The sequence below is a fragment of the Flavobacterium silvaticum genome (genome assembly GCF_012911565.1).
Taxonomy (GTDB): Bacteria; Bacteroidota; Bacteroidia; order Flavobacteriales; family Flavobacteriaceae; genus Flavobacterium; species Flavobacterium silvaticum.
The window spans coordinates 20,296-39,888 of sequence record NZ_JAAMPU010000102.1 but is presented as its reverse complement, the minus strand read 5'-3'; the positions used below and the strand labels follow the sequence as shown (position 1 = coordinate 39,888).

The 19,593-nt window shown below is 45.3% G+C and carries 17 protein-coding genes; 9 read left to right on the top strand and 8 right to left on the bottom strand.

Annotated elements, in window-relative coordinates; all coding sequences use genetic code 11:
* Positions 1 to 165: 165 nt before the first annotated feature.
* From G6047_RS06320 to purN, 4 genes are all read right to left on the bottom strand, one after another.
* Entirely contained in the window at positions 166 to 2,064 is a 1,899-nt protein-coding gene (locus tag G6047_RS06320) for an amidophosphoribosyltransferase (RefSeq protein WP_169526645.1), read from the bottom strand.
* A 146-nt stretch (positions 2,065 to 2,210) separates the two neighbouring features.
* Positions 2,211 to 3,137, bottom strand: coding sequence for a PfkB family carbohydrate kinase (locus G6047_RS06315; protein WP_169526644.1), 927 nt, complete (start codon positions 3,135 to 3,137; stop codon positions 2,211 to 2,213).
* A 103-nt stretch (positions 3,138 to 3,240) separates the two neighbouring features.
* The gene (gene rnhA, locus G6047_RS06310; RefSeq protein WP_169526643.1) at positions 3,241 to 3,720 is read right to left on the bottom strand and encodes a ribonuclease HI; all 480 of its coding nucleotides are present in this window, start codon (positions 3,718 to 3,720) and stop codon (positions 3,241 to 3,243) included.
* The gene (gene purN / locus G6047_RS06305) at positions 3,717 to 4,283 is read right to left on the bottom strand and encodes a phosphoribosylglycinamide formyltransferase (RefSeq protein ID WP_169526642.1); all 567 of its coding nucleotides are present in this window, start codon (positions 4,281 to 4,283) and stop codon (positions 3,717 to 3,719) included. The genes rnhA and purN overlap by 4 nt, the downstream gene beginning before the upstream one ends.
* 172 nt (positions 4,284 to 4,455) lie before the next feature.
* Here purN and G6047_RS06300 point away from each other — a divergent pair, with 172 nt between their 5' ends.
* The 5 genes from G6047_RS06300 (at position 4,456) to pyk (ending at position 8,898) form a co-directional block, all read left to right on the top strand.
* The gene (locus tag G6047_RS06300) at positions 4,456 to 4,692 is read left to right on the top strand and encodes an acyl carrier protein (RefSeq protein WP_014166687.1); all 237 of its coding nucleotides are present in this window, start codon (positions 4,456 to 4,458) and stop codon (positions 4,690 to 4,692) included.
* A 164-nt stretch (positions 4,693 to 4,856) separates the two neighbouring features.
* Positions 4,857 to 6,107 carry a beta-ketoacyl-ACP synthase II gene (gene fabF / locus G6047_RS06295; RefSeq protein WP_169526641.1) on the top strand — a complete coding sequence of 417 codons (1,251 nt, stop codon included), beginning with the start codon at positions 4,857 to 4,859 and terminating at the stop codon, positions 6,105 to 6,107.
* A gap of 90 nt (positions 6,108 to 6,197) precedes the next feature.
* Positions 6,198 to 6,872, top strand: coding sequence for a ribonuclease III (gene rnc / locus G6047_RS06290; protein WP_169526640.1), 675 nt, complete (start codon positions 6,198 to 6,200; stop codon positions 6,870 to 6,872).
* A gap of 110 nt (positions 6,873 to 6,982) precedes the next feature.
* The gene (locus G6047_RS06285) at positions 6,983 to 7,462 is read left to right on the top strand and encodes an IPExxxVDY family protein (protein ID WP_169526639.1); all 480 of its coding nucleotides are present in this window, start codon (positions 6,983 to 6,985) and stop codon (positions 7,460 to 7,462) included.
* A 5-nt stretch (positions 7,463 to 7,467) separates the two neighbouring features.
* A complete protein-coding gene (pyk, locus tag G6047_RS06280) occupies positions 7,468 to 8,898 on the top strand; it encodes a pyruvate kinase (protein ID WP_169526638.1) in 1,431 nt (476 codons plus the stop codon).
* A 46-nt stretch (positions 8,899 to 8,944) separates the two neighbouring features.
* Here the strand turns inward: pyk and dinB are convergent, their stop codons facing one another.
* Positions 8,945 to 10,024, bottom strand: coding sequence for a DNA polymerase IV (dinB, locus tag G6047_RS06275; protein ID WP_169526637.1), 1,080 nt, complete (start codon positions 10,022 to 10,024; stop codon positions 8,945 to 8,947).
* A gap of 2 nt (positions 10,025 to 10,026) precedes the next feature.
* Positions 10,027 to 12,084: a recombinase gene (locus G6047_RS06270; protein ID WP_169526636.1), complete on the bottom strand. Its 2,058-nt coding sequence runs from the start codon at positions 12,082 to 12,084 to the stop codon at positions 10,027 to 10,029.
* 74 nt (positions 12,085 to 12,158) lie between these two features.
* Between G6047_RS06270 and G6047_RS06265 the strand changes: the two genes are divergently transcribed.
* Genes G6047_RS06265 through G6047_RS06250 form a run of 4 tightly spaced genes read left to right on the top strand, consistent with a single transcriptional unit; the run spans position 12,159 to position 14,969 of the window.
* A complete protein-coding gene (locus G6047_RS06265) occupies positions 12,159 to 12,629 on the top strand; it encodes a CYTH domain-containing protein (protein ID WP_169526635.1) in 471 nt (156 codons plus the stop codon).
* Positions 12,620 to 13,591, top strand: coding sequence for a YpdA family putative bacillithiol disulfide reductase (locus G6047_RS06260; protein ID WP_169526634.1), 972 nt, complete (start codon positions 12,620 to 12,622; stop codon positions 13,589 to 13,591). Before G6047_RS06265 ends, G6047_RS06260 begins: the two co-directional genes overlap by 10 nt.
* Positions 13,588 to 14,052, top strand: a complete 465-nt coding sequence (locus G6047_RS06255; RefSeq protein WP_169526633.1) for a gliding motility lipoprotein GldH family protein — start codon at positions 13,588 to 13,590, stop codon at positions 14,050 to 14,052. Before G6047_RS06260 ends, G6047_RS06255 begins: the two co-directional genes overlap by 4 nt.
* A 5-nt stretch (positions 14,053 to 14,057) precedes the next feature.
* Entirely contained in the window at positions 14,058 to 14,969 is a 912-nt protein-coding gene (locus G6047_RS06250; protein ID WP_169526632.1) for an alpha/beta hydrolase, read from the top strand.
* Between the two features lie 50 nt (positions 14,970 to 15,019).
* On the opposite strand, the gene G6047_RS06245 is transcribed toward G6047_RS06250, so the two are convergent.
* Both G6047_RS06245 and G6047_RS06240 read right to left on the bottom strand, forming a co-directional pair.
* A complete protein-coding gene (locus tag G6047_RS06245) occupies positions 15,020 to 16,420 on the bottom strand; it encodes an efflux transporter outer membrane subunit (protein WP_169526631.1) in 1,401 nt (466 codons plus the stop codon).
* The gene (locus G6047_RS06240; RefSeq protein WP_169526630.1) at positions 16,417 to 19,593 is read right to left on the bottom strand and encodes an efflux RND transporter permease subunit; all 3,177 of its coding nucleotides are present in this window, start codon (positions 19,591 to 19,593) and stop codon (positions 16,417 to 16,419) included. Before G6047_RS06240 ends, G6047_RS06245 begins: the two co-directional genes overlap by 4 nt.

The following is a 19,593-nucleotide window of genomic DNA, read 5'->3' as shown; positions in this document are numbered from 1 at the left end:
AAGGTGAAGTAAACTTCACCCTTTTTGCCCCAAATCTACCATAAACTTAACCTACTAATGCTATGGTGATACGAATGTATATTGTTAATTCGTTTAAAACAAATAAATTAGACGAAATACATCAAAAATCGATAAAGTGTCTCAACTATATCGATTTAGATGCGTTTAATATGCTCTTGCGTCTTTGCCTTCATAGAAATTCATGAACGCTTTGTTTACCACTCTGTTACCGCCAGGTGTAGGATAGTCGCCTGTGAAATACCAATCGCCAAGGTTCTTTGGACACGCTTTATGAAGATTATCGACGGTTTGGAAGATAATTCTGACTTCGGCTTTGATGTCCGGCGTGTGCAGCATTTGCGCAATCTTATCTGAAATTTCCTGATCGGTGAACGGCGCGTACATGGCAATCACTTCGTTTGTGATTTCGGCATCTGGCAAATTCTCCTGAGCCTTGCATTTGGCATAAACCTCGTCGATTACATACTGCATTCCTCGTTCTTTCAATAGGGCGAGAGCTGCCTGGAAAGCGATAAGACCTTCGAGTTTCGCCATATCGATTCCGTAACAATCCGGATAACGGATTTGTGGCGCCGATGAAACGATGACGATTTTCTTCGGGTTCAATCGGTCCATCATTTTAAGGATGCTCATCTTGAGTGTGGTCCCGCGTACAATACTGTCATCAAGGATAACCAGGTTGTCATTTGGTTTTACCACGCCATAGGTAATATCATATACGTGTGCTACAAGATCATCTCGCGAGCTGTCTTCGGTAATGAAAGTCCTGAGCTTGGCATCTTTGATCGCGATTTTCTCCATTCGGATCTTGACCGACAGGATTTCCTGCAGATGTTCGGCCGTCAGCGTTTTACGGTTGTCGAGAATATATTGGTTTTTGCGTTGGTTGAGGAAATCGCGGGCTGCTTCGGCCATTCCGAAAAATGCGGTTTCGGCCGTATTTGGAATGTATGAAAAAACAGTGTTGTCAGTGTCTTTATCGATAGTCTCTAAAATCTGCGGAAGCAACAATCGCCCTAATTCCTTGCGCTCATTGTAGATTTCGGCATCGCTTCCTCTTGAAAAATAAATGCGTTCAAAAGAGCAGGCTTTATAGGCAGTCGGCGTATTGATTTCCTGTTCGGTAACGGTTCCGTTCTTTTTGATGATAAGCGCATTTCCGGGTTTCAATTCCTGGACAGATTCAAATGCTACGTTGAAGACGGTCTGGATTACAGGTCTTTCTGATGCCACAACGACAACCTCATCATCTTCATAAAAATACGCCGGACGGATTCCTGCCGGATCGCGCATCACGAATGCATCTCCGTGTCCGAAAAGTCCCGCCATGGCATAACCGCCGTCCCAGCCTTTTGAAGCGCGTTTGAGGATTCTGGCCACATTAAGTTTCTCAGCGATAACAGGCGATGCTTCTCGTTTGGACAGCCCATTCTGTTTGCATTCGTAGTATAAATCATCTACTTCATCATCCAAAAAGTGTCCTATTTTTTCCATCACAGTTACCGTATCGGCCATTTCTTTAGGATGCTGACCGAGTTCAATGAGACTGTTGAATAATTGGGTGACATTCGTCAGGTTAAAATTTCCGGCGACAATAAGGTTTCTGTGCATCCAGTTATTCTGGCGCAGGAACGGATGGACGCTTTCAATACTGTTCTTCCCGAAAGTCCCGTAACGCACGTGCCCAAGAAAAACTTCGCCGACATAAGGCACTTTGCGTTTAAGCAACTCCGTGTCGTTGTTATATTCCGGATGCTTGAGCAGTTCATCGTTGATGCGTTCGTTGATTTGTTTGAACACATCGGCGATTGGCTGCGGATCGTTTGAACGCACGCGGCTGATGTATCGTTCACCCGGATTCAGGTCCAGCTTGATGCTCGCAAAACCGGCACCGTCCTGGCCGCGATTGTGCTGCTTTTCCATCAGCAGGTACATTTTCTGGATGCCGTAAAAAGCAGTGCCATACTTCTCTTTATAATAATCAAGCGGTTTCTTCAATCGAAGAAAAGCAATGCCGCATTCGTGGGTGAGTTTGTCGCTCATAGTTGTGGTGTCTTGACAGACGACTTGTTGTTTGTTGTTCCAAATTTCGAATGTTTTCAATTTTCCGTTCTTCCGATCTTCCGAACTAAAAACTCCCGAACTCAATTAAAAAAGCCCCGGCGTTCCGAGGCTCTAGGCCGAAGCCTTTATGCTATTTCAATATCGAACTGAGTCAGCGCCCGGAATTGTCTGAGGCGTTTGACCACATCTTCTTTCTCTAAACTCACCATTCTCTCGGTTCCGAATCGCTCTACGCAGAACGAAGCCATATTCGAACCCCAAATCACGGCGTTCTTCATGTTTTCAAACGATATGTTTTCACTTTGGGCCAGGAATCCGGCGAAACCTCCGGCGAATGTATCTCCGGCTCCGGTCGGGTCGAATACTTCTTCAAGCGGCAAAGCAGGCGCAAAGAAAATTTCTTTGTCGTGGAACAGCAACGCTCCGTGTTCGCCTTTTTTGATCACTACATATTGCGGTCCCATTTGCTGGATTTTAGCCGCTGCCTTAACGAGTGAATATTCTCCTGAAAGCTGACGCGCTTCTTCGTCATTGATCGTAATGACATTGACACGTTTGATGACTTCCTTAAGTTCCGCCAACGCACAATCCATCCAGAAATTCATGGTGTCGAGAACGACGAGTTTCGGCTTGGTTTGCATTTGATCCAACACACTTATCTGAATATTGGGATGCAGGTTTCCTAAAAGCACGACTTCTGAATCGTTGAATGCAACCGGGACTTTCGGGTTGAAATCTGCCAGAACATTGAGTTGTGTCTCCAATGTATCGCGCGAATTCAAATCGTTGTGATACCGTCCGCTCCAGAAAAAAGTCTTTCCGCCCTTTACGATTTCAATGGCAGAAATATCTATGCCGCGGCTTGAAAGCAAATCGAGGTGTTCCTGAGGAAAATCTTCCCCAACTACAGAAACAATCGCTGGTTTAACATTGAAAAAAGAAGCCGAAAGGCCAATGAAAGTGGCGGCTCCGCCAAGGATCTTATCGGTTTTCCCGAACGGTGTTTCGATAGCATCGAAAGCAACGGTACCGACAATCAGAAGTTTGTTCATTTGAAGGTTTCAATAAAGCGGCAAAGATAAACCGAAACAAAGAACCGTGCAACCCATTCCCATTGTAAAGTTTTGCCAAAATAAAACGGTAAAATTCAGCGGATTAAAACATTTTTCCGTCTTCTTTTTCATAAAAAGAATCTATCGAAAGTTGTGGAAGGCCTGAAGCCATGACTGCCAATTCATCACAACGTTCATTCTGCGGGTGTGCGTTATGACCTTTGATCCACTTAAAAGTAACCTCATGCTGCCGGTAAATCTTAAGGAACCGTTTCCATAGATCCGGATTTTTCTTTCCGGCAAAACCTTTCTTTTCCCATGAGAAAACCCAACCTTTTACCACCGAATCAATAACATATTTGGAATCAGAAACCACCTGCACTTTTGTTTTGGGCCGCAACAATTTTTCAAGCCCCACTATCACCGCCAGCAGTTCCATCCTGTTATTGGTTGTGTGTCTGAAACCTTCGTAAAACTCCTTCCGATAAGGCTTCCCTGCGAGTTCAAGGATCACGCCGTATCCGCCAGGACCGGGATTGCCTTTTGCGGCTCCATCTGTATACAGGTAGACTTCAGGTGTCATTTCCCGAGAAGGATTTCACGGATGACTTTCGGGAAATATTCGTGTTCGAGCTTTTGGACCAGTAAAGCGATTTCTTCTGCAGACGAACAATCGGCAACGGAAGTGCTTCGCTGGAAAATCACATCGCCTTCGTCATACTGCTCATTGACATAGTGTATCGAAATTCCTGTTTCCGGTTCGTTGTTTTCCAAGACAGCTTTATGGACGTTCATACCATACATACCGTGGCCGCCATATTTTGGCAAAAGCGCCGGGTGTATGTTGACGATTTTATCGGGAAAAGCCTGAACGATTACTGATGGAACATGGAGCAAAAACCCGGAAAGCACAATTAAATCCGGATTGAACTGCGCCATTTTATCCAACACGGTTCCGTCAAGCAATTCCTGTTTTGTAAATGTGACGACAGGAATTTGATAATCGGCAGCTTTGTCCACAACACCTGCGTCCGGCTTATTGGTAAATACTGCGGCCACACTGATTTTATCATCTGATTTGAAAAAGCGCATGATGTTGGCGGCATTGGTTCCGGCACCCGAGGCGAAGATGAGCAGCTTTTTCATAGAAGGCGAATATCACGGCAAAAAAAAGAATAATTGACGATAATAGCGCCCTTTGAATCCGGTTTGTTGAATAATTTTTTTAAATTAGATTCGAGAATTAATCTCCAAAAGGCAGCTATTCAATAAAGTTTTTTATTTTTGCCAACAAATTAAAATTTAAAATCAAAAGATTATGTCAGACATTGCATCAAGAGTTAAAGCGATCATCGTAGACAAATTAGGAGTTGACGAAAACGAAGTGGTTTCTGAAGCTAGCTTCACCAATGATTTAGGAGCTGACTCCTTGGATACGGTTGAGCTAATCATGGAATTCGAGAAGGAATTCGACATTCAGATTCCAGACGATCAGGCAGAGAACATCGCTACTGTTGGTCAGGCTATCTCTTACATCGAAGAAGCAAAGAAATAATACACTATTCACCCGTAGTCTGTTCAGGATACGGGTGTTTTTGTTTTACAAAACGCCGGATTGATTATTCAATCGTCTCAAAATACCAAATACCTGTGACTTTTTATGATCCGTCCAGACATAAAGCATAGGTATTTTTTGTTTAAATATAAAAGTAGTACAGTATGGAGTTAAAAAGGGTCGTTGTTACAGGCTTAGGCGCACTTACACCTATCGGAAACACCGTTGAGGAATTCTGGAACGGACTTATCAATGGCGTCAGTGGGGCTGCTCCCATCACCTACTTCGATACCACGCACTTCAAGACCAAGTTTGCCTGCGAAGTGAAGAACTTCAATATAGAGGACTTTGTCGAGCGTAAGGAAGCGCGTAAAATGGATCGGTACGCACAGTATGCTATCGTATCTTCTGCAGAAGCGGTTGCCGATGCCAAATTCGATATGCAAACCCTTGACAAAGACCGTGTCGGGGTCATTTGGGGTTCCGGAATTGGCGGATTGGAGACCTTCCAGCAAGAGGTCACCGAATTCACTTTAGGAAACGGCGTCCCGAAATTCAACCCGTTCTTTATCCCTAAAATGATCGCCGATATCGCCGGTGGGCATATTTCAATCAAATATGGTTTCCGCGGACCGAACTTTACTACGGTTTCAGCTTGTGCATCATCAACGAATGCACTTATCGACGCTTTTAATTATATCAGATTAGGGCAAGCCGATGTGATGGTAACAGGCGGTTCGGAAGCTGCCGTAACCATTGCCGGAATGGGCGGATTCAACGCGATGCATGCACTTTCCACCAGAAACGACGATCCCAAAACGGCTTCGCGCCCCATGGACAAAGACCGTGACGGTTTTGTACTTGGCGAAGGTGCGGGTGCTATCATCCTGGAAGAACTTGAGCATGCAAAAGCCCGCGGCGCCAGGATTTACTGTGAAATTGGCGGTGGCGGAATGTCTGCCGATGCGTATCATATAACGGCTCCGCATCCGGAAGGTTTCGGTGCGCGCAACGTAATGCAGAATTGCCTGCGCGATGCCGGATTGAAACCGGAAGACGTAGATGCCGTAAATATGCACGGAACTTCAACTCCGCTTGGAGATTTAGCAGAATCAAAAGCCATCGAGCAGGTTTTCGGGCAACATGCGTATACCATGAACCTGAACTCGACCAAATCAATGACCGGACATTTACTTGGTGCAGCCGGTGCGATTGAAGCTATTTCCTGTATCTTGTCTATCGTACACGGAACGGTTCCTCCGACCATCAATCATTTCACGGATGATGAAAACATAGACCAGAAATTGAATTTTACGTTCAACAAAGCACAGAAGCGGGACGTGAAAGTAGCCATGAGCAACACATTTGGTTTTGGTGGACACAATGCCTGTGTATTGGTCAAAAAATACGAATAACCTCAGGATCACCTTTTGAAACGTTTACTAAAGAACATATTCAATAAGAAAGAATCCCGCTCTCAAGAAGACGGGATTTTTTTTGACGAAATGCAGAAAATACTGGGTTTTGCCCCTTTGGATCTGGAATGCTACCGACGCACCTTTACGCATCGGTCGTCCAATAAAGTCGATTCAGACGGAAACCCGGTCAATTACGAGCGTCTCGAATTCCTTGGTGATGCCATGCTGAGTGCCGTGATCGCAGCACATTTGTTCCGCGAAGTGCCATCTGGTGACGAAGGCTATCTGACCAAGATGCGCTCGAAAATCGTCAGCCGCGAACATTTGAATGAGCTCGGCCGCGACTTGAACCTCGTCCGGTTCATCGAAAGTAAAATCGCGCCGGTCCATTTTGGTGAAAACGTCCACGGAAATATATTCGAAGCACTCGTCGGGGCCATTTATCTTGACAGAGGTTACCGGTATTGCGAAATCTTCATCGAAAAAAGAGTCATCGAGCCTTATGTCGATATTCCACGGCTGGAAGGAAAAGTCATCAGTTATAAATCCTTGCTGATCGAATGGTGCCAAAAGGAAAAACAACCGTTCCATTACGACGTTTTTGAAGATAACGGGAACGACGGACAACGTATGTACGGCGTTAAACTGAGCATCGGAAACAAGGTAGTTGCCAAAGCCAGAGCGACGTCAAAAAAGAAAGCCGAAGAAAAAGCGTCCCAACGCGCATATTTTGCATTTCAGGAAAAAATTAACAAAAAATAACGCACATCGTTTAATCTCAATCGTTTTCGTTGATAATTGGGAAATAAAGTTAAGTGTCGCGTTTACTTTTCTATTCCAGAAACGCTATATTTACGGCTTATTTATTGGGAATGGCTCTTCATAAACTTCTCATCGATGAGTTTGATGAAATCGACTACCGGCTCATCGCGATACACACTTCTTTAGAGGAGTATCGGTTGGCCTTCCTGATTAATCAAAAGCTCCGAGTGTTACTGAACCGCTGCCCAGAAAACATACAGATTACCGCAAAAACCGGTTCGGCTTCCTTATCGCGTTATGTATATGACGACGAAAATTCGAACATCACCTGGAATCTCCTTCAGAATAAATCTGACATTTTCAAACCCAACACTACCGGATTGGATTTATTCTCCGGAGTTGAAGCCCGTGTTTCCAGCAATGCCTACCTGATTCCGGAACACAAAAAAGTAGACTTTTTCCTTCAGTTGCAAAACACGAATGAAATTCCTGACTTCATCACACCTGCTTTACAACAAATTCCACAGGTGACCATGACGTACAGCATAGATATATCGACCATAAAATCAAGAAACAACTTAATATTTTAAGCCACATGCCAACGAACAAAAAAACGAAAATCGTAGCCACGCTCGGGCCAGCCTGTAGCACGCGCGAAGTCCTCAGAGATATGATGGATGCCGGCGTGAACGTATTTCGCGTGAATTTTTCGCATGCCGATTATGACGACGTCAAACAGAAAATAGACCTCATTCGTTCCCTTAACGAAGAATTCGGATATACTACTGCCATCCTCGCGGACTTACAAGGTCCAAAACTGCGCGTCGGTGTCATGAAAGACGATGTGTTTGTCAATCCGGGCGACATCATCACCTTTACAACTGCCGAAGACATTCCCGGAACTGCCGAGAAAGTGTATATGAATTACAAGGAATTCCCTGCAGATGTAACTCCGGGTGAAAAAATCCTTCTCGACGATGGAAAGCTTATGTTCGAAGCCCTTTCTACAAACGGATCTACTGAAGTTGTCGCCAAAGTACTTCAAGGCGGGCCTTTGAAATCCAAAAAAGGCGTGAACCTCCCGAATACAAAAGTTTCACTTCCGGCTTTGACCGAAAAAGACATACGAGATGCCTTGTTCGCCATCAAATGCGAAGTAGACTGGATTGCGCTTTCGTTTGTACGTACGCCTAAGGATCTTGAAGAATTGCAGGACCTTATCGCGAAGAATTCTGCCTATAAAATTCCAATTGTAGCTAAAATCGAAAAGCCTGAAGCCGTTGAAAACATTGATAAAATCGTAGCATTTTGCGATGGTTTGATGGTTGCCCGTGGTGATTTGGGAGTCGAAGTTCCGGCCCATGAAGTTCCACTGATCCAGAAAAAACTGATCAACCGCGCGAAGACAGCCAGAATTCCGGTAATCGTGGCTACACAAATGATGGAAACCATGATTACAAGCCTCACACCGACACGCGCCGAGGTAAATGATGTGGCGAACTCTGTCATGGACGGTGCCGATGCGGTAATGCTTTCCGGTGAAACTTCCGTTGGTAATTATCCGGTTCAGGTCATCGAAAAAATGACACAGATTATTGAAGCCGTAGAAGATTCACCGCTGATACAGGTACCGCAGAATACGCCTCAGGTACGCACCAAGCGTTTCATCACCAAAACCATATGTTACCATGCGGCATCGATGGCAAACGTGATCAAGGCCAAAGCGATCTGTACGTTGACCAACAGCGGTTACACGGCGTTCCAGATTTCGGCCTGGCGCCCGACTTCGCACATTCTCGTATTCACATCCAACAGAAGAATCCTGACGCAATTGAACCTGCTTTGGGGCGTCAAATCATTCTTCTACGACAAATCCGTCAGTACTGATGAAACTGTCGTCGATATAAACCAGATGGCAAAAATTGCCGGATTCGTCGAAAAAGGTGATTTCCTTATCAACCTGGCCGCGATGCCGGTTACCGATCAGGGAATGGTCAATACACTGAGAGTTTCAGAAATAGAATAGTCTCAGATATATCGAATTACAAACCGCCTCATAAGGGCGGTTTTTTTTAGAAATCGAACTTGAGCTGGACGGCGACCGTCTTTTTTTCCTCGGTGTTTAGATTACTGAGTGAAATCCCAAGCAGCCGCACCGATTCCTTCATTTTTTCCTGATACAACAATTCCTTTGCCGCATCAAAAAGCAGCGATTTGTGAGCGATGTAATACGGAAATGTTTTGCTTCGCGTCTGCAGGCTGAAATCGCTGTACTTGATTTTGAGTGTTACGGTTTTTCCCGAAATTCCGTATCGGCCAATGCGTCTTTCGAGTTCAGCAGCCGTCTTTTCGAGCTTTTCAAGCATGAAAACTTCCGATGTCAGGTTTTCGCTAAAGGTGTGTTCCGTAGCTACCGATTTGGCGATGCGTTCTGATTTGACCTCACTGTTATGGATGCCGCGGACGATGTTGTAATAATACGGCCCCGATTTACCGAAGTTCTTCTCAAGGAATTCTTCCGATCGTTCTTTCAGATCTTTTCCGGTAAAGATTCCTAATTGATACATTTTCTCAGCCGTCACTTTTCCTACACCATAGAATTTCTTAATGGGCAGGTTTTCCAGAAAAGGAATGACTTCATCGGGAGCCACGGTTTTTTGTCCATTGGGTTTGTTGTAGTCCGATGCGACTTTCGCGACAAATTTATTTATTGATATTCCAGCTGATGCGGTTAATCCGGTTTCAGTAAGGATACGCGCGCGAATTTGTTCAGCAATGATGGAAGCGCTTGGAATGCCTTTTTTGTTTTCGGTGACATCGAGATAGGCTTCGTCAAGTGACAATGGTTCTACTTTGTCCGTGTATTCGAGAAATATCTTCCGGATCTGGGCCGATACTTCTTTATATCGGTCGAATCTGGGTCGGACAAAAATAATTTCAGGACAATACTTTTTAGCCAAAACACCACTGAGAGCACTTCTGACACCGAATTTTCGTGCTTCATAACTCGCCGCCGAAACAACGCCTCTATTTTCGCTACCGCCAACGGCAATCGGCTTTCCACGCAATTCCGGGTTATCCAATTGTTCTACCGATGCATAAAACGCATCCATATCGACATGAATGATTTTGCGTAAAACTTTGGGCTCCATAGTCACGATGCCGATTCTGCCACTATTTTTTCAGATTGTTTTTCGGTCGGGAAAAAGAAACTGGCGGGTTTGGATTTGAAATGCCTGAAAATGGCAACGCTGACCAGACTGAGTTCGAAAAGTGAAATATTCCGCGAACGCAAAGCCAAGGATGCCGACAACCCAAAGCTAACAAGGAAATTGACAAGCCCGATCAACGGAATTCCAACAATAGCCCATGACAGCAAATAAGTCGATACCTGAAAATGACTTCCGTAAAGACCCAAAGCCATATTTCCGCTTGCGAATGTAATATGCCTGATGTCAAGGTCAAGCCCGAGAAAAATGCCAATCGGGGCCACACTTCCCATAAAAATCCCAAACCAGAAATTCGAAACCACGCCGGCCCAGCGTTTTTCATACCAGGCAGCAAGTTTTTGTGTCCGCGTTTTTCCGATACTTTTCTTGAGCAGCGGATGCTCCTGAATCCGGTAATACACCTGATTGTGTTTGTCGCTATTTGCGATGCTTCCGGAAATGATACCCGACAAAAACAGGAACACGCCCGCAATGGCAGCATGGAAAACCAAAGGTGAATGGATCGGGCTTAAGTCGGCCATAAGCTTAAGCCATTTTGAGTCGGCGATATTGTGGTGCGCGTAACAATCGATCAGATAAATGCAAGCCAATGAAACCGGAAAGGCCATGATGACATTCCCGACAAATGCGATGAATTGTGACCGGAAAACACGCGCGAACAACACAGCGAATTTGGTATAGCGTTCCGCCGGTTTTCCTTTCTGGCTTTCATCGTCAATGGATCGGGCCAACACCGATGCAGTCATGGCGGGTTGTTTGGTTGCAAGTGTGGCGCCTGTGAGGTAAATCAGTATGAACCCGAGCGAATAGTTCATGCTATACAAAAAAGCATGACCAAAAATACTGGTGTCTACTTTGGACAGCAGAAGCTTGAAAAGACATAAAAAACCCACAATAAATCCGCCGCCCATGGCAGACCGGAGCATCCTGAAATATTCCTTCCCTGTCCCTGTGATGTAATGTTCGCCTGTTTTGGCCGTATGTTGCGTGATTTCGTACGAGATAAGCTGCGTACTTTCCGAAAGGAATTTACGGATGTTGTTCTTGTGGCAATTGTATTTGATAAGTTCAAGAGCCAATTTTATGGAATTGGTTCTTTTTTGCGAATGCTCATCTGCGGCAAGCAACGGCATCAACACGCCCAATCGTTCCAACTGCTGGCGTATTTTGAGCAGACTTTGATTGACACGGATGCTGATTCCGTATTTTCCGCTGTTCGCGAATGCCTTATCGACGAACTCCATGCTCTGGTGATGCATCACGACGAGTTGCCTGTATATCAAATCGGATGTCCGCATATAATGAATGTCCGACATCCGAAGCCGTTCCTCAATCTGCAACAATTCACGTTCAAAACCAATGAACGGGCTTTCCATGCCATCGAATTCGGGAACCATTTGCAAGACTTCGGTTTCCATGGCGCGTCCGCTGATGCGTTGGATAATGAGATCCATGGCCAGTAACATTTGAGATAAAGACGTTTCCGGTTGCACAGTATCATAAATAGAGGAAAACCCGAATAAATCATATAGCTCTTCCAATTGCCACATCGGAATCCGCTCGACCCAAAACCTGTCCGTCGCCAAAAAGAAAACCTGGTTTAGAATGTATTCGAGTTGGTCTTTTGCGGGTTGATACGGAAGAATCTTGTGTGAGATGCGCTTCTTTATTTCATAAAAGAAATCCGATCCCTGCAATATGGCAGCGTCTGAAAGGAACCTACTGAATTTTTTTCCTTTGAACAACAACGTAAGATAACGGGAAAGTTTCTGTGTGGTTTCCGGATTGTCGCGAAAGAATTCAAGCACCGGAAGCAAATCAAATTTATCCCTGGCCGATGCATTTTTTGGCCTTATAGCCTGGATAATATCAACCAATAATTGAGGGTCGTCCGTATCAGCCGATTTTTCGAGGCATGCAGCAAGTTGGTCTGTCCAGAAAATCTGAGTGGTTCCGGCTCTCTTTTTTTTGCCCAAAATCATAGTTGTGCTTTGGGTAAAAATACAAATTGAACCACATTATTTCCTTAACTTGCTGCTAAAATACACGCTATTTCATGCTTGAAATCGAACGGAAATTCCTTGTTTCCTCCACTGCCTTCAAATATTCGGCAACTTCGCGTCACCATATTGCGCAAGGCTATCTGAACAGCAATCCGGATCGGACGGTGCGCATCCGCATCATGGGTGAAATCGGTTTTATAACCATCAAAGGAAAGAGCAACGATTCCGGGACGACGCGATTCGAGTGGGAAACTGAAATTTCATTACTCGAAGCCAGACAGTTACTCAAGCTTTGCGAAGACGGTACGATTGAAAAAATGCGCTATCATGTACCTGTAGGCAAACATCTTTTCGAAATAGATGAATTTATTGGGGAAAACGATGGCCTTGTGTTGGCAGAACTGGAACTCAAAGATGAAGCTGAAGTTTACGAAAGTCCTGATTGGCTCGGATTGGAAGTGACCGGCGACATTCGCTATTACAATTCGCATTTGAGCAAAAATCCGTTCAAAAAATGGCTGTAGACTTCGACCTCATCATCATAGGTGCCGGCCCGATTGGAATGTCGTGCGGAATCGAGGCACAAAAAGCCGGACTTACCTTCACTATTCTTGAAAAAGGTTCGCTTACTGATAGCCTGTACCGATATCCGCTCCACATGACCTTTTTTTCGACTGCCGAACGACTTGAAATTGGCGGTATCCCGTTCAATTGCATCAGCCCGAAACCCGGAAGGCAGGAAGCGTTGGAGTATTACCGGAACGTCCAGCGGTATTTCAATCTCGATATTCAATTGTATGCAAAAGTCGATTCGGTCCAAAAATCCAATGATGTATTCGAAGTACAATCAGCAGGCAAAACCTTTCGTTCCCGGTTTGTGATTGTCGCGACCGGTTTTTACGACATTCCGATTTACTTGAATGTCCCAGGCGAAAATCTTCCAATACTGACGCATTATTTCAAAGAAGCACATCCGTATGCATTTGAAGATATCGTAGTCATCGGGGCTAATAATTCGGCTGTCGATGCCGCTCTCGAATGCTGGCGAAAAGGCGCGAATGTCACGATGGTCATTCGCAAAAGTGAAATAAACGACCGCGTCAAGTATTGGGTCAAGCCCGATATTGAAAACCGAATCGCCGAAGGAAGCATCAAGGCTTATTTCAACAGTAGCGTCACTGAAATTTTCCCCGACGGCCTTGAATTGAAAGACGAAACCGGCATGCATCGGCTCAAAGCGAAACACATTTTGGCACTTACGGGTTATCAGCCGGATTTTAGTTTCCTAAAGAAATCGGGCGTGACGTTATCCGATGATATGGAACAGATTCCAAATTACAACGCCGATACGATGGAATCCAACGTCAACGGATTGTATCTGGCAGGTGTTGTGTGCGGCGGTATGCAGACACATAAATGGTTCATTGAAAATTCGCGCGAACATGCTTCACAAATAATCGGTCACATAAAAACACAATTATCATGAGAACAATACTTATGCTTTTGGTTTCGGTTTTTTCACTTACTATTTTCGGTTGCGACGGGAATGCCGTGTTCAATGAAAAAGTCGACAGCTTCGAGAACAACAGATGGCAAAAGGATAAATCACTTGATTTTTCGGTCGACATCGAAAAAACCGGAGTTTATTCGTTCGATATTTTCTTCAGCCATATCTACGATTATCAATTCGCGAAAGTGCCGTTGATCCTTGAACTCAAATATCCAGATGGCCATATCGAAAAAGACAATGTCACCATAGAAATCAAAGATTCAGACGGAAAAGAAACAGGTGATTGTTCCGGTGATTATTGCGATTTGTGGCATGTCATCCAACCACCAAAAGCATTACAGCCCGGACATTACGAAGTAAAAATCGTAAATGATTTTGGGGCTTCTTACCTTCCGAATATCCTAAGCGTCGGCCTCAAGGTTTCGGCAAAAAAATAACGGTGATGAAAAAACTTTTTTTAGGATTGCTGTTCGTTGCGCTTTCGGCATCGGCACAAAAACAACAGACACTAACATATTTCGCAAACGATACGCTCAAACTTGAGCTCGATTTATTTCTTCCGGAAAAGATGCCAAAGGAACCGATTCCATTGATAATACATGTACACGGTGGCGGATTTTCGGGAGGCGAACGTCAATCCGGTTATGATTTCTGTAAATACCTCGCTCAAAACGGATATGCGGCCGCGACCATTTCCTATACGCTGTACATGAAAAATAAAAAGTTCAGTTGCGACGGACAATTGACCGAAAAAGTAAAGGCGTTCCAGTTCGGGGCTAATGATATCTGGCTTGCAACCTCTTATTTCTTGAAAAACAAGGACAAATTCGGGATAGATGCTTCAAAGATTTTCGTCTCCGGAATCAGCGCGGGAGCCGAAGCACTACTACACGCCGCTTATTGGGACAGGAAATCCATGAGCCTGTACCCGAACAATCTTCCTGATACTTTTAAATATGCCGGGCTGATTTCAGGCGCAGGAGCTATTATGGATCTGAACCTGATTACACAAGATAATTTAGTTCCCATGCTCCTGTATCACGGAAACGGTGACAAAACCGTTCCTTATGCTACCGCTGCCCATCATTATTGCCCGCCGGGATCAAGCGGTTGGCTGATGCTTTTTGGATCTTACAGTATATTTGGTAGAATTGGTGAACTCGAAGGTTCTGGCGCGCTTTACACCTATTGCGGCGGCGGTCACGAATATAGCGGCTTTGTTATCGAAAAAGAACCTCAGCGTATTCTTGCGTTTATGAACAAAGTTCTTTCAGGAGAAAGACTCATGACGCATGATATAATCCAGACCGGAAAAAGCAACGAATTGTCAAGTGCCTACGATTTCTGCCATTAAAAAAAGCCATCGCGGAAAACGACGGCTTTTTTTTAATTTAAATCAGACACTTATTGCCATCCGCCACCAAGGGCTTTGTAAAGCAAGATAATTGAATTATACTGCTGGTATTGGTTGTCTATGTAGTCCAATTGCGTATTGAGCGCCTGGTCTTTTGCCGTCAATACTTCCAGATAATTCACCAATCCGTACTGGAGCAATTCATCAGAAAAGTTGGCCGCCTGGCGTAACGCATCAACCTGTTTGGCGCGTATGTCCAATTTGGTGGTCTCGTTGCGGTATTGTTGCAAAGCATCGGAAACTTCACGCCCAGCCGTAAGCAATGACTGTTGGAATTGCAGGTATGCTTTTTCCTGGTTCGCTTTGGCCACTTCATAAGAAGACTTGATCTTTCGCTGGTTGAAAATAGGTTGGGTCAATCCGGTAACTACATTGGCAAAAAGTGCCGTGCTGCTTAACAGTTGGTTGATATCGATACTTTGGAATCCGCCTGTCCCGGTGATTTTAAATGAGGGATAAAAATTACTCCGGGCCACATTCGTCATCTCAAAATAATTCACCAGATTGTATTCGGAGGCCATGACGTCTGGCCGTTTACTCAAGAGTAACATGGGTACGCCAAGCTTGATTTCTGCAGCTACTTTCTGGTTTTCGAAAACGCTGCGTTCAATTTTACCCGGTGTATTGCCGAGCAGGATGCTGAGTGAATTTTCCAACAGGATGATATTGCTTTTGATGTCTTCTGCCAGCACTTGGGTTGCATATAGCTGAGCTTCGGTCTGCTTGACCCCGACCTCATTGGTTTCGCCTCCATCTTTTAGTGACCGGATTACATCTACGCTTTTGACACGGTTATCCAAAGTAGAATCGATGACGCGAAGTTGCGCATCCAAAGCCATAAGTTGGAAATACATTGATGCTACGCCGGAAACGACCTGTGTCTGTATAGCCTGTCTTGCCGCAGTGGTTTGCAGTAATTGTGCCTGTGCTGAGCGTTTTGTACTCCTGATTTTACCCCAAATGTCAGCTTCCCATGACAGGCTTCCCGTAATCTGGTATTGATCTACAGATCTGTCCGGAAGAAAAGCACCTAGCTGGCTTTGCTTGGAAAGCTGTTGGTGCGTCCAGTCCGTTCCTGCACTTAAGCTCGGGAAATAACCTGCTTTTCCTTGTTTGAAATTGGCTTCGGCAGCTGCGATATTCTGCAAAGCGATACGCATGTCAAGGTTGTTCTGGATACCTTTTTTGATATGACCTTGAAGGATTGGATCAGTGAATAATTTATCCCAGCTCAAATCGGCAATCGAAGTAGTATCTTGTGATTGGTTTTCAGGGCGGTACAAATTATCGGTCTGGACTTGTGGCCTATCGTAATTCTTGGCCACAAAACACGATTGCGTGAGCGCGGCTGCAATAACGACAAGGGTTATTTTGCTGATATGTCTTTTCATGATTGGGTCGCGTTTAGATTTTCTTCAGATTCAGATTCTTCATTCCTGTCGTGCGGCCTTCCGGAAATACGTTCCTGCAGACTTTCAAAGATGACATAAAGCACAGGGATCACGAATACTCCGAAAACAGTTCCGACAAGCATTCCGCCAACAGCACCCATCCCAATCGATTTATTTCCGACGGCTCCCACGCCCGACGAAAAGGCAAGTGGCATCAATCCAAAGATAAAGGCGAGCGATGTCATCAAAATCGGGCGAAGACGCGCTTTGGCTCCTTCAATAGCCGCCTGTACGATTTCCATTCCGTGCCGTCGTCTCTGCATGGCGAATTCCACGATAAGGATGGCGTTTTTGGCAAGCAAACCGATAAGCATGATGAGTGCCACCTGGAAATAAATATTGTTTTCCAATCCGGCGAGTTTCACGAAACCGATTGCTCCGGCAACCCCAACCGGCAGTGACAGGATGACCGCCAACGGAATAAGATAGCTTTCATATTGTGCCGACAGTAGGAAATAAACGAAAATAAGACTCAGCAAAAACACTCCCGCGGCCTGGTTTCCGGCTATGATTTCCTCACGTGTCATTCCGGAGAATTCATAACCGTATGTCTTAGGCAAATGCTGCGCTGCGACTTCCTGGACGGCCTTGATTGCATCACCCGAACTGAATCCGGGTTTTGCCTTACCATTGATGTTCACTGCCTTCAACATGTTGAAACGGGCAACGGCTTCAGGTCCGTAGATACGGCTTAAGGTGATGAACTGGCTGATAGCGACCTGTTGTCCGGCGGCGTTCCTGATGTAGATGTTGTTGATTGAGTTTTCATCGGCACGGTCTTCCGGTTTTGACTGGATCATGACACGGAACTGTTTTCCGAATCTGTTGAAATCTGTTGTATACAAACCTCCGTAATATCCTTGCATGGTATTGAAGATATCGGAAACGGAAACGCCCGCATCCTTGACTTTCTCCACATTGATATCCATTTTGTACTGAGGGAAATTCGGGTTGAAGTTCGTCATCGCGTACTGGATTTCCGGACGTTGGTTCAAGGCCCCGAGGAATTCCCCCGTAACCTGGCTCACCTGTTGCCAGCTATCGTCTCCTTTGTCCTGGAGCTTGAGTTCGAAACCGTCGGCCGTACCAAAGCCCTGGACGCTTGGAGGCGTGAAGAACAATACTTTGGCGTCTTTGAAACCGGCTGTCCTTGCAAACAATTCACCTACTATCGCATCCACACTTTGATTGGCTTCCTTACGGTCTTTCCAATCCTTTAATTTGATGACGCTAAACGCATAAGATCCACCGTTGACACCGTTGAGCAAACTGAATCCGACAACGCTCATCCGTTCCTCTACCAAAGGCATGGAAACGAGAATCGAATCCAGCTTGTTTACGGTCAATTGCGTCTGCTCCAGCGTAGTTCCGGGAGGCAATGTGACATCGGCCATGATGATTCCACGGTCTTCGTTCGGGATGAATCCGGTTGGTGTGCTTCTGAATAAGACTACTATAATTCCAACGAAAACCAGAAGTGCCGCAGCCGTAATCCATTTTTTGGCTCCAAGGAAACGAAGCGACTTGACATATTTCGCATTCATACGGTCAAAGCCTGCGTTGAAAGCGATAAAGAACCTGTCTTTGAAATTTTTCTTTTTATGGTGTTCCGATTCATCGTGTGGCTTTAAGAACAGTGCACAAAGAGCCGGACTCAGCGTCAATGCATTTACGGCCGAAATCAAGATGGCAACCGCAAGCGTTATCGCAAATTGGGTATAGAAAACCCCGGAAGGCCCTTGTAGGAAAGTCACCGGAATGAATACCGCCGCCATGACAAGCGTAATCGAGATGATGGCACCCGTGATTTCGCTCATGGCTGACAAAGTCGCTTTTTTAGCCGATTTTTCCCCTTCGTCGAGTTTGGCATGGACGGCTTCTACAACCACAATCGCGTCATCGACCACAATACCAATCGCGAGTACCAGTGCAAACAGGGTAAGCAGGTTTATGGAAAACCCGAACACATTCAAAAAGAAGAACGTTCCCACGATGGCCACGGGAACTGCGATGGCAGGGATCAATGTTGACCGGAAATCCTGAAGGAACAGGAATACAACGATGAATACCAGTATGAACGCTTCGATCAATGTCGAGATTACCTTTTCGATCGATGCGTCGAGGAAGGTTTTGGTGTTGAACGGAACGACATATTTGATTCCGTCGGGGAAATTCTTCTGGGCTTCGCTAAGGATGCTCATGGTTTCCTCGATGATGTCGTTGGCATTTGAACCCGATGTCTGGAAAATACCCACGGCAACACCTTCTTTACCCATACCGAAGTTCTTCGCCCCATAGTTGAAAGCGCCGAGTTCGACTGTAGCTACATCACGCAGGTGGACAAAATTTCCGTTCCCGTCAGACTTGATGACGATGTTTTCATAATCTTCGGTCTTTGACAAACGCCCTTTATATTTGATCACGTATTCGTAGACTCCTTTTGCATTTTCCCCGAATTTACCCGGCGCGGCTTCTACGTTTTGCTCCTGAAGTGCCGCCTGTACATCTTTTGGCGCTATTTTATAAGCGGCCATTTTTTCCGGGTCGATCCAGATACGCATTGAATAATCCTTGGCCCCGAATACGTTTACCTGTCCGACACCTTTTACACGCTGTAATTGCGGAACAAGATTGATCTTGGCGTAGTTCTGGACAAAAGTCCCATCGTATTCCGGATTTTCAGAATAGAGCGACAGGAACATGAGTGCCGATGTCTGGCTTTTCAATGTCGTTACACCGGTCTGCACAACGGCCTGTGGCAGCTTACTCGTTGCACGTGCCACGCGGTTCTGGACGTTTACGGCTGCGATATCGGCATTGATGCCCAATTCGAAAAATACCGTGATTTTTGCCGATCCGTCGTTTGCAGCTGACGATGTCATGTATGTCATTCCTTCGACACCGTTAATTTCTTCTTCGAGCGGAATCACGACACTGTTCAGTACCGTTTCTGCATTCGCTCCTGTATAGGTCGCCGTCACCTGAACCGTTGGTGGCGCGATTTCCGGATATTGTTCAATCGGCAAAGACGTCAATCCCAAAATACCAAGAATGGTAATCAGGATGGAGATGACCGTTGAAAGTACCGGACGTTCTATGAATATTTTAAACAT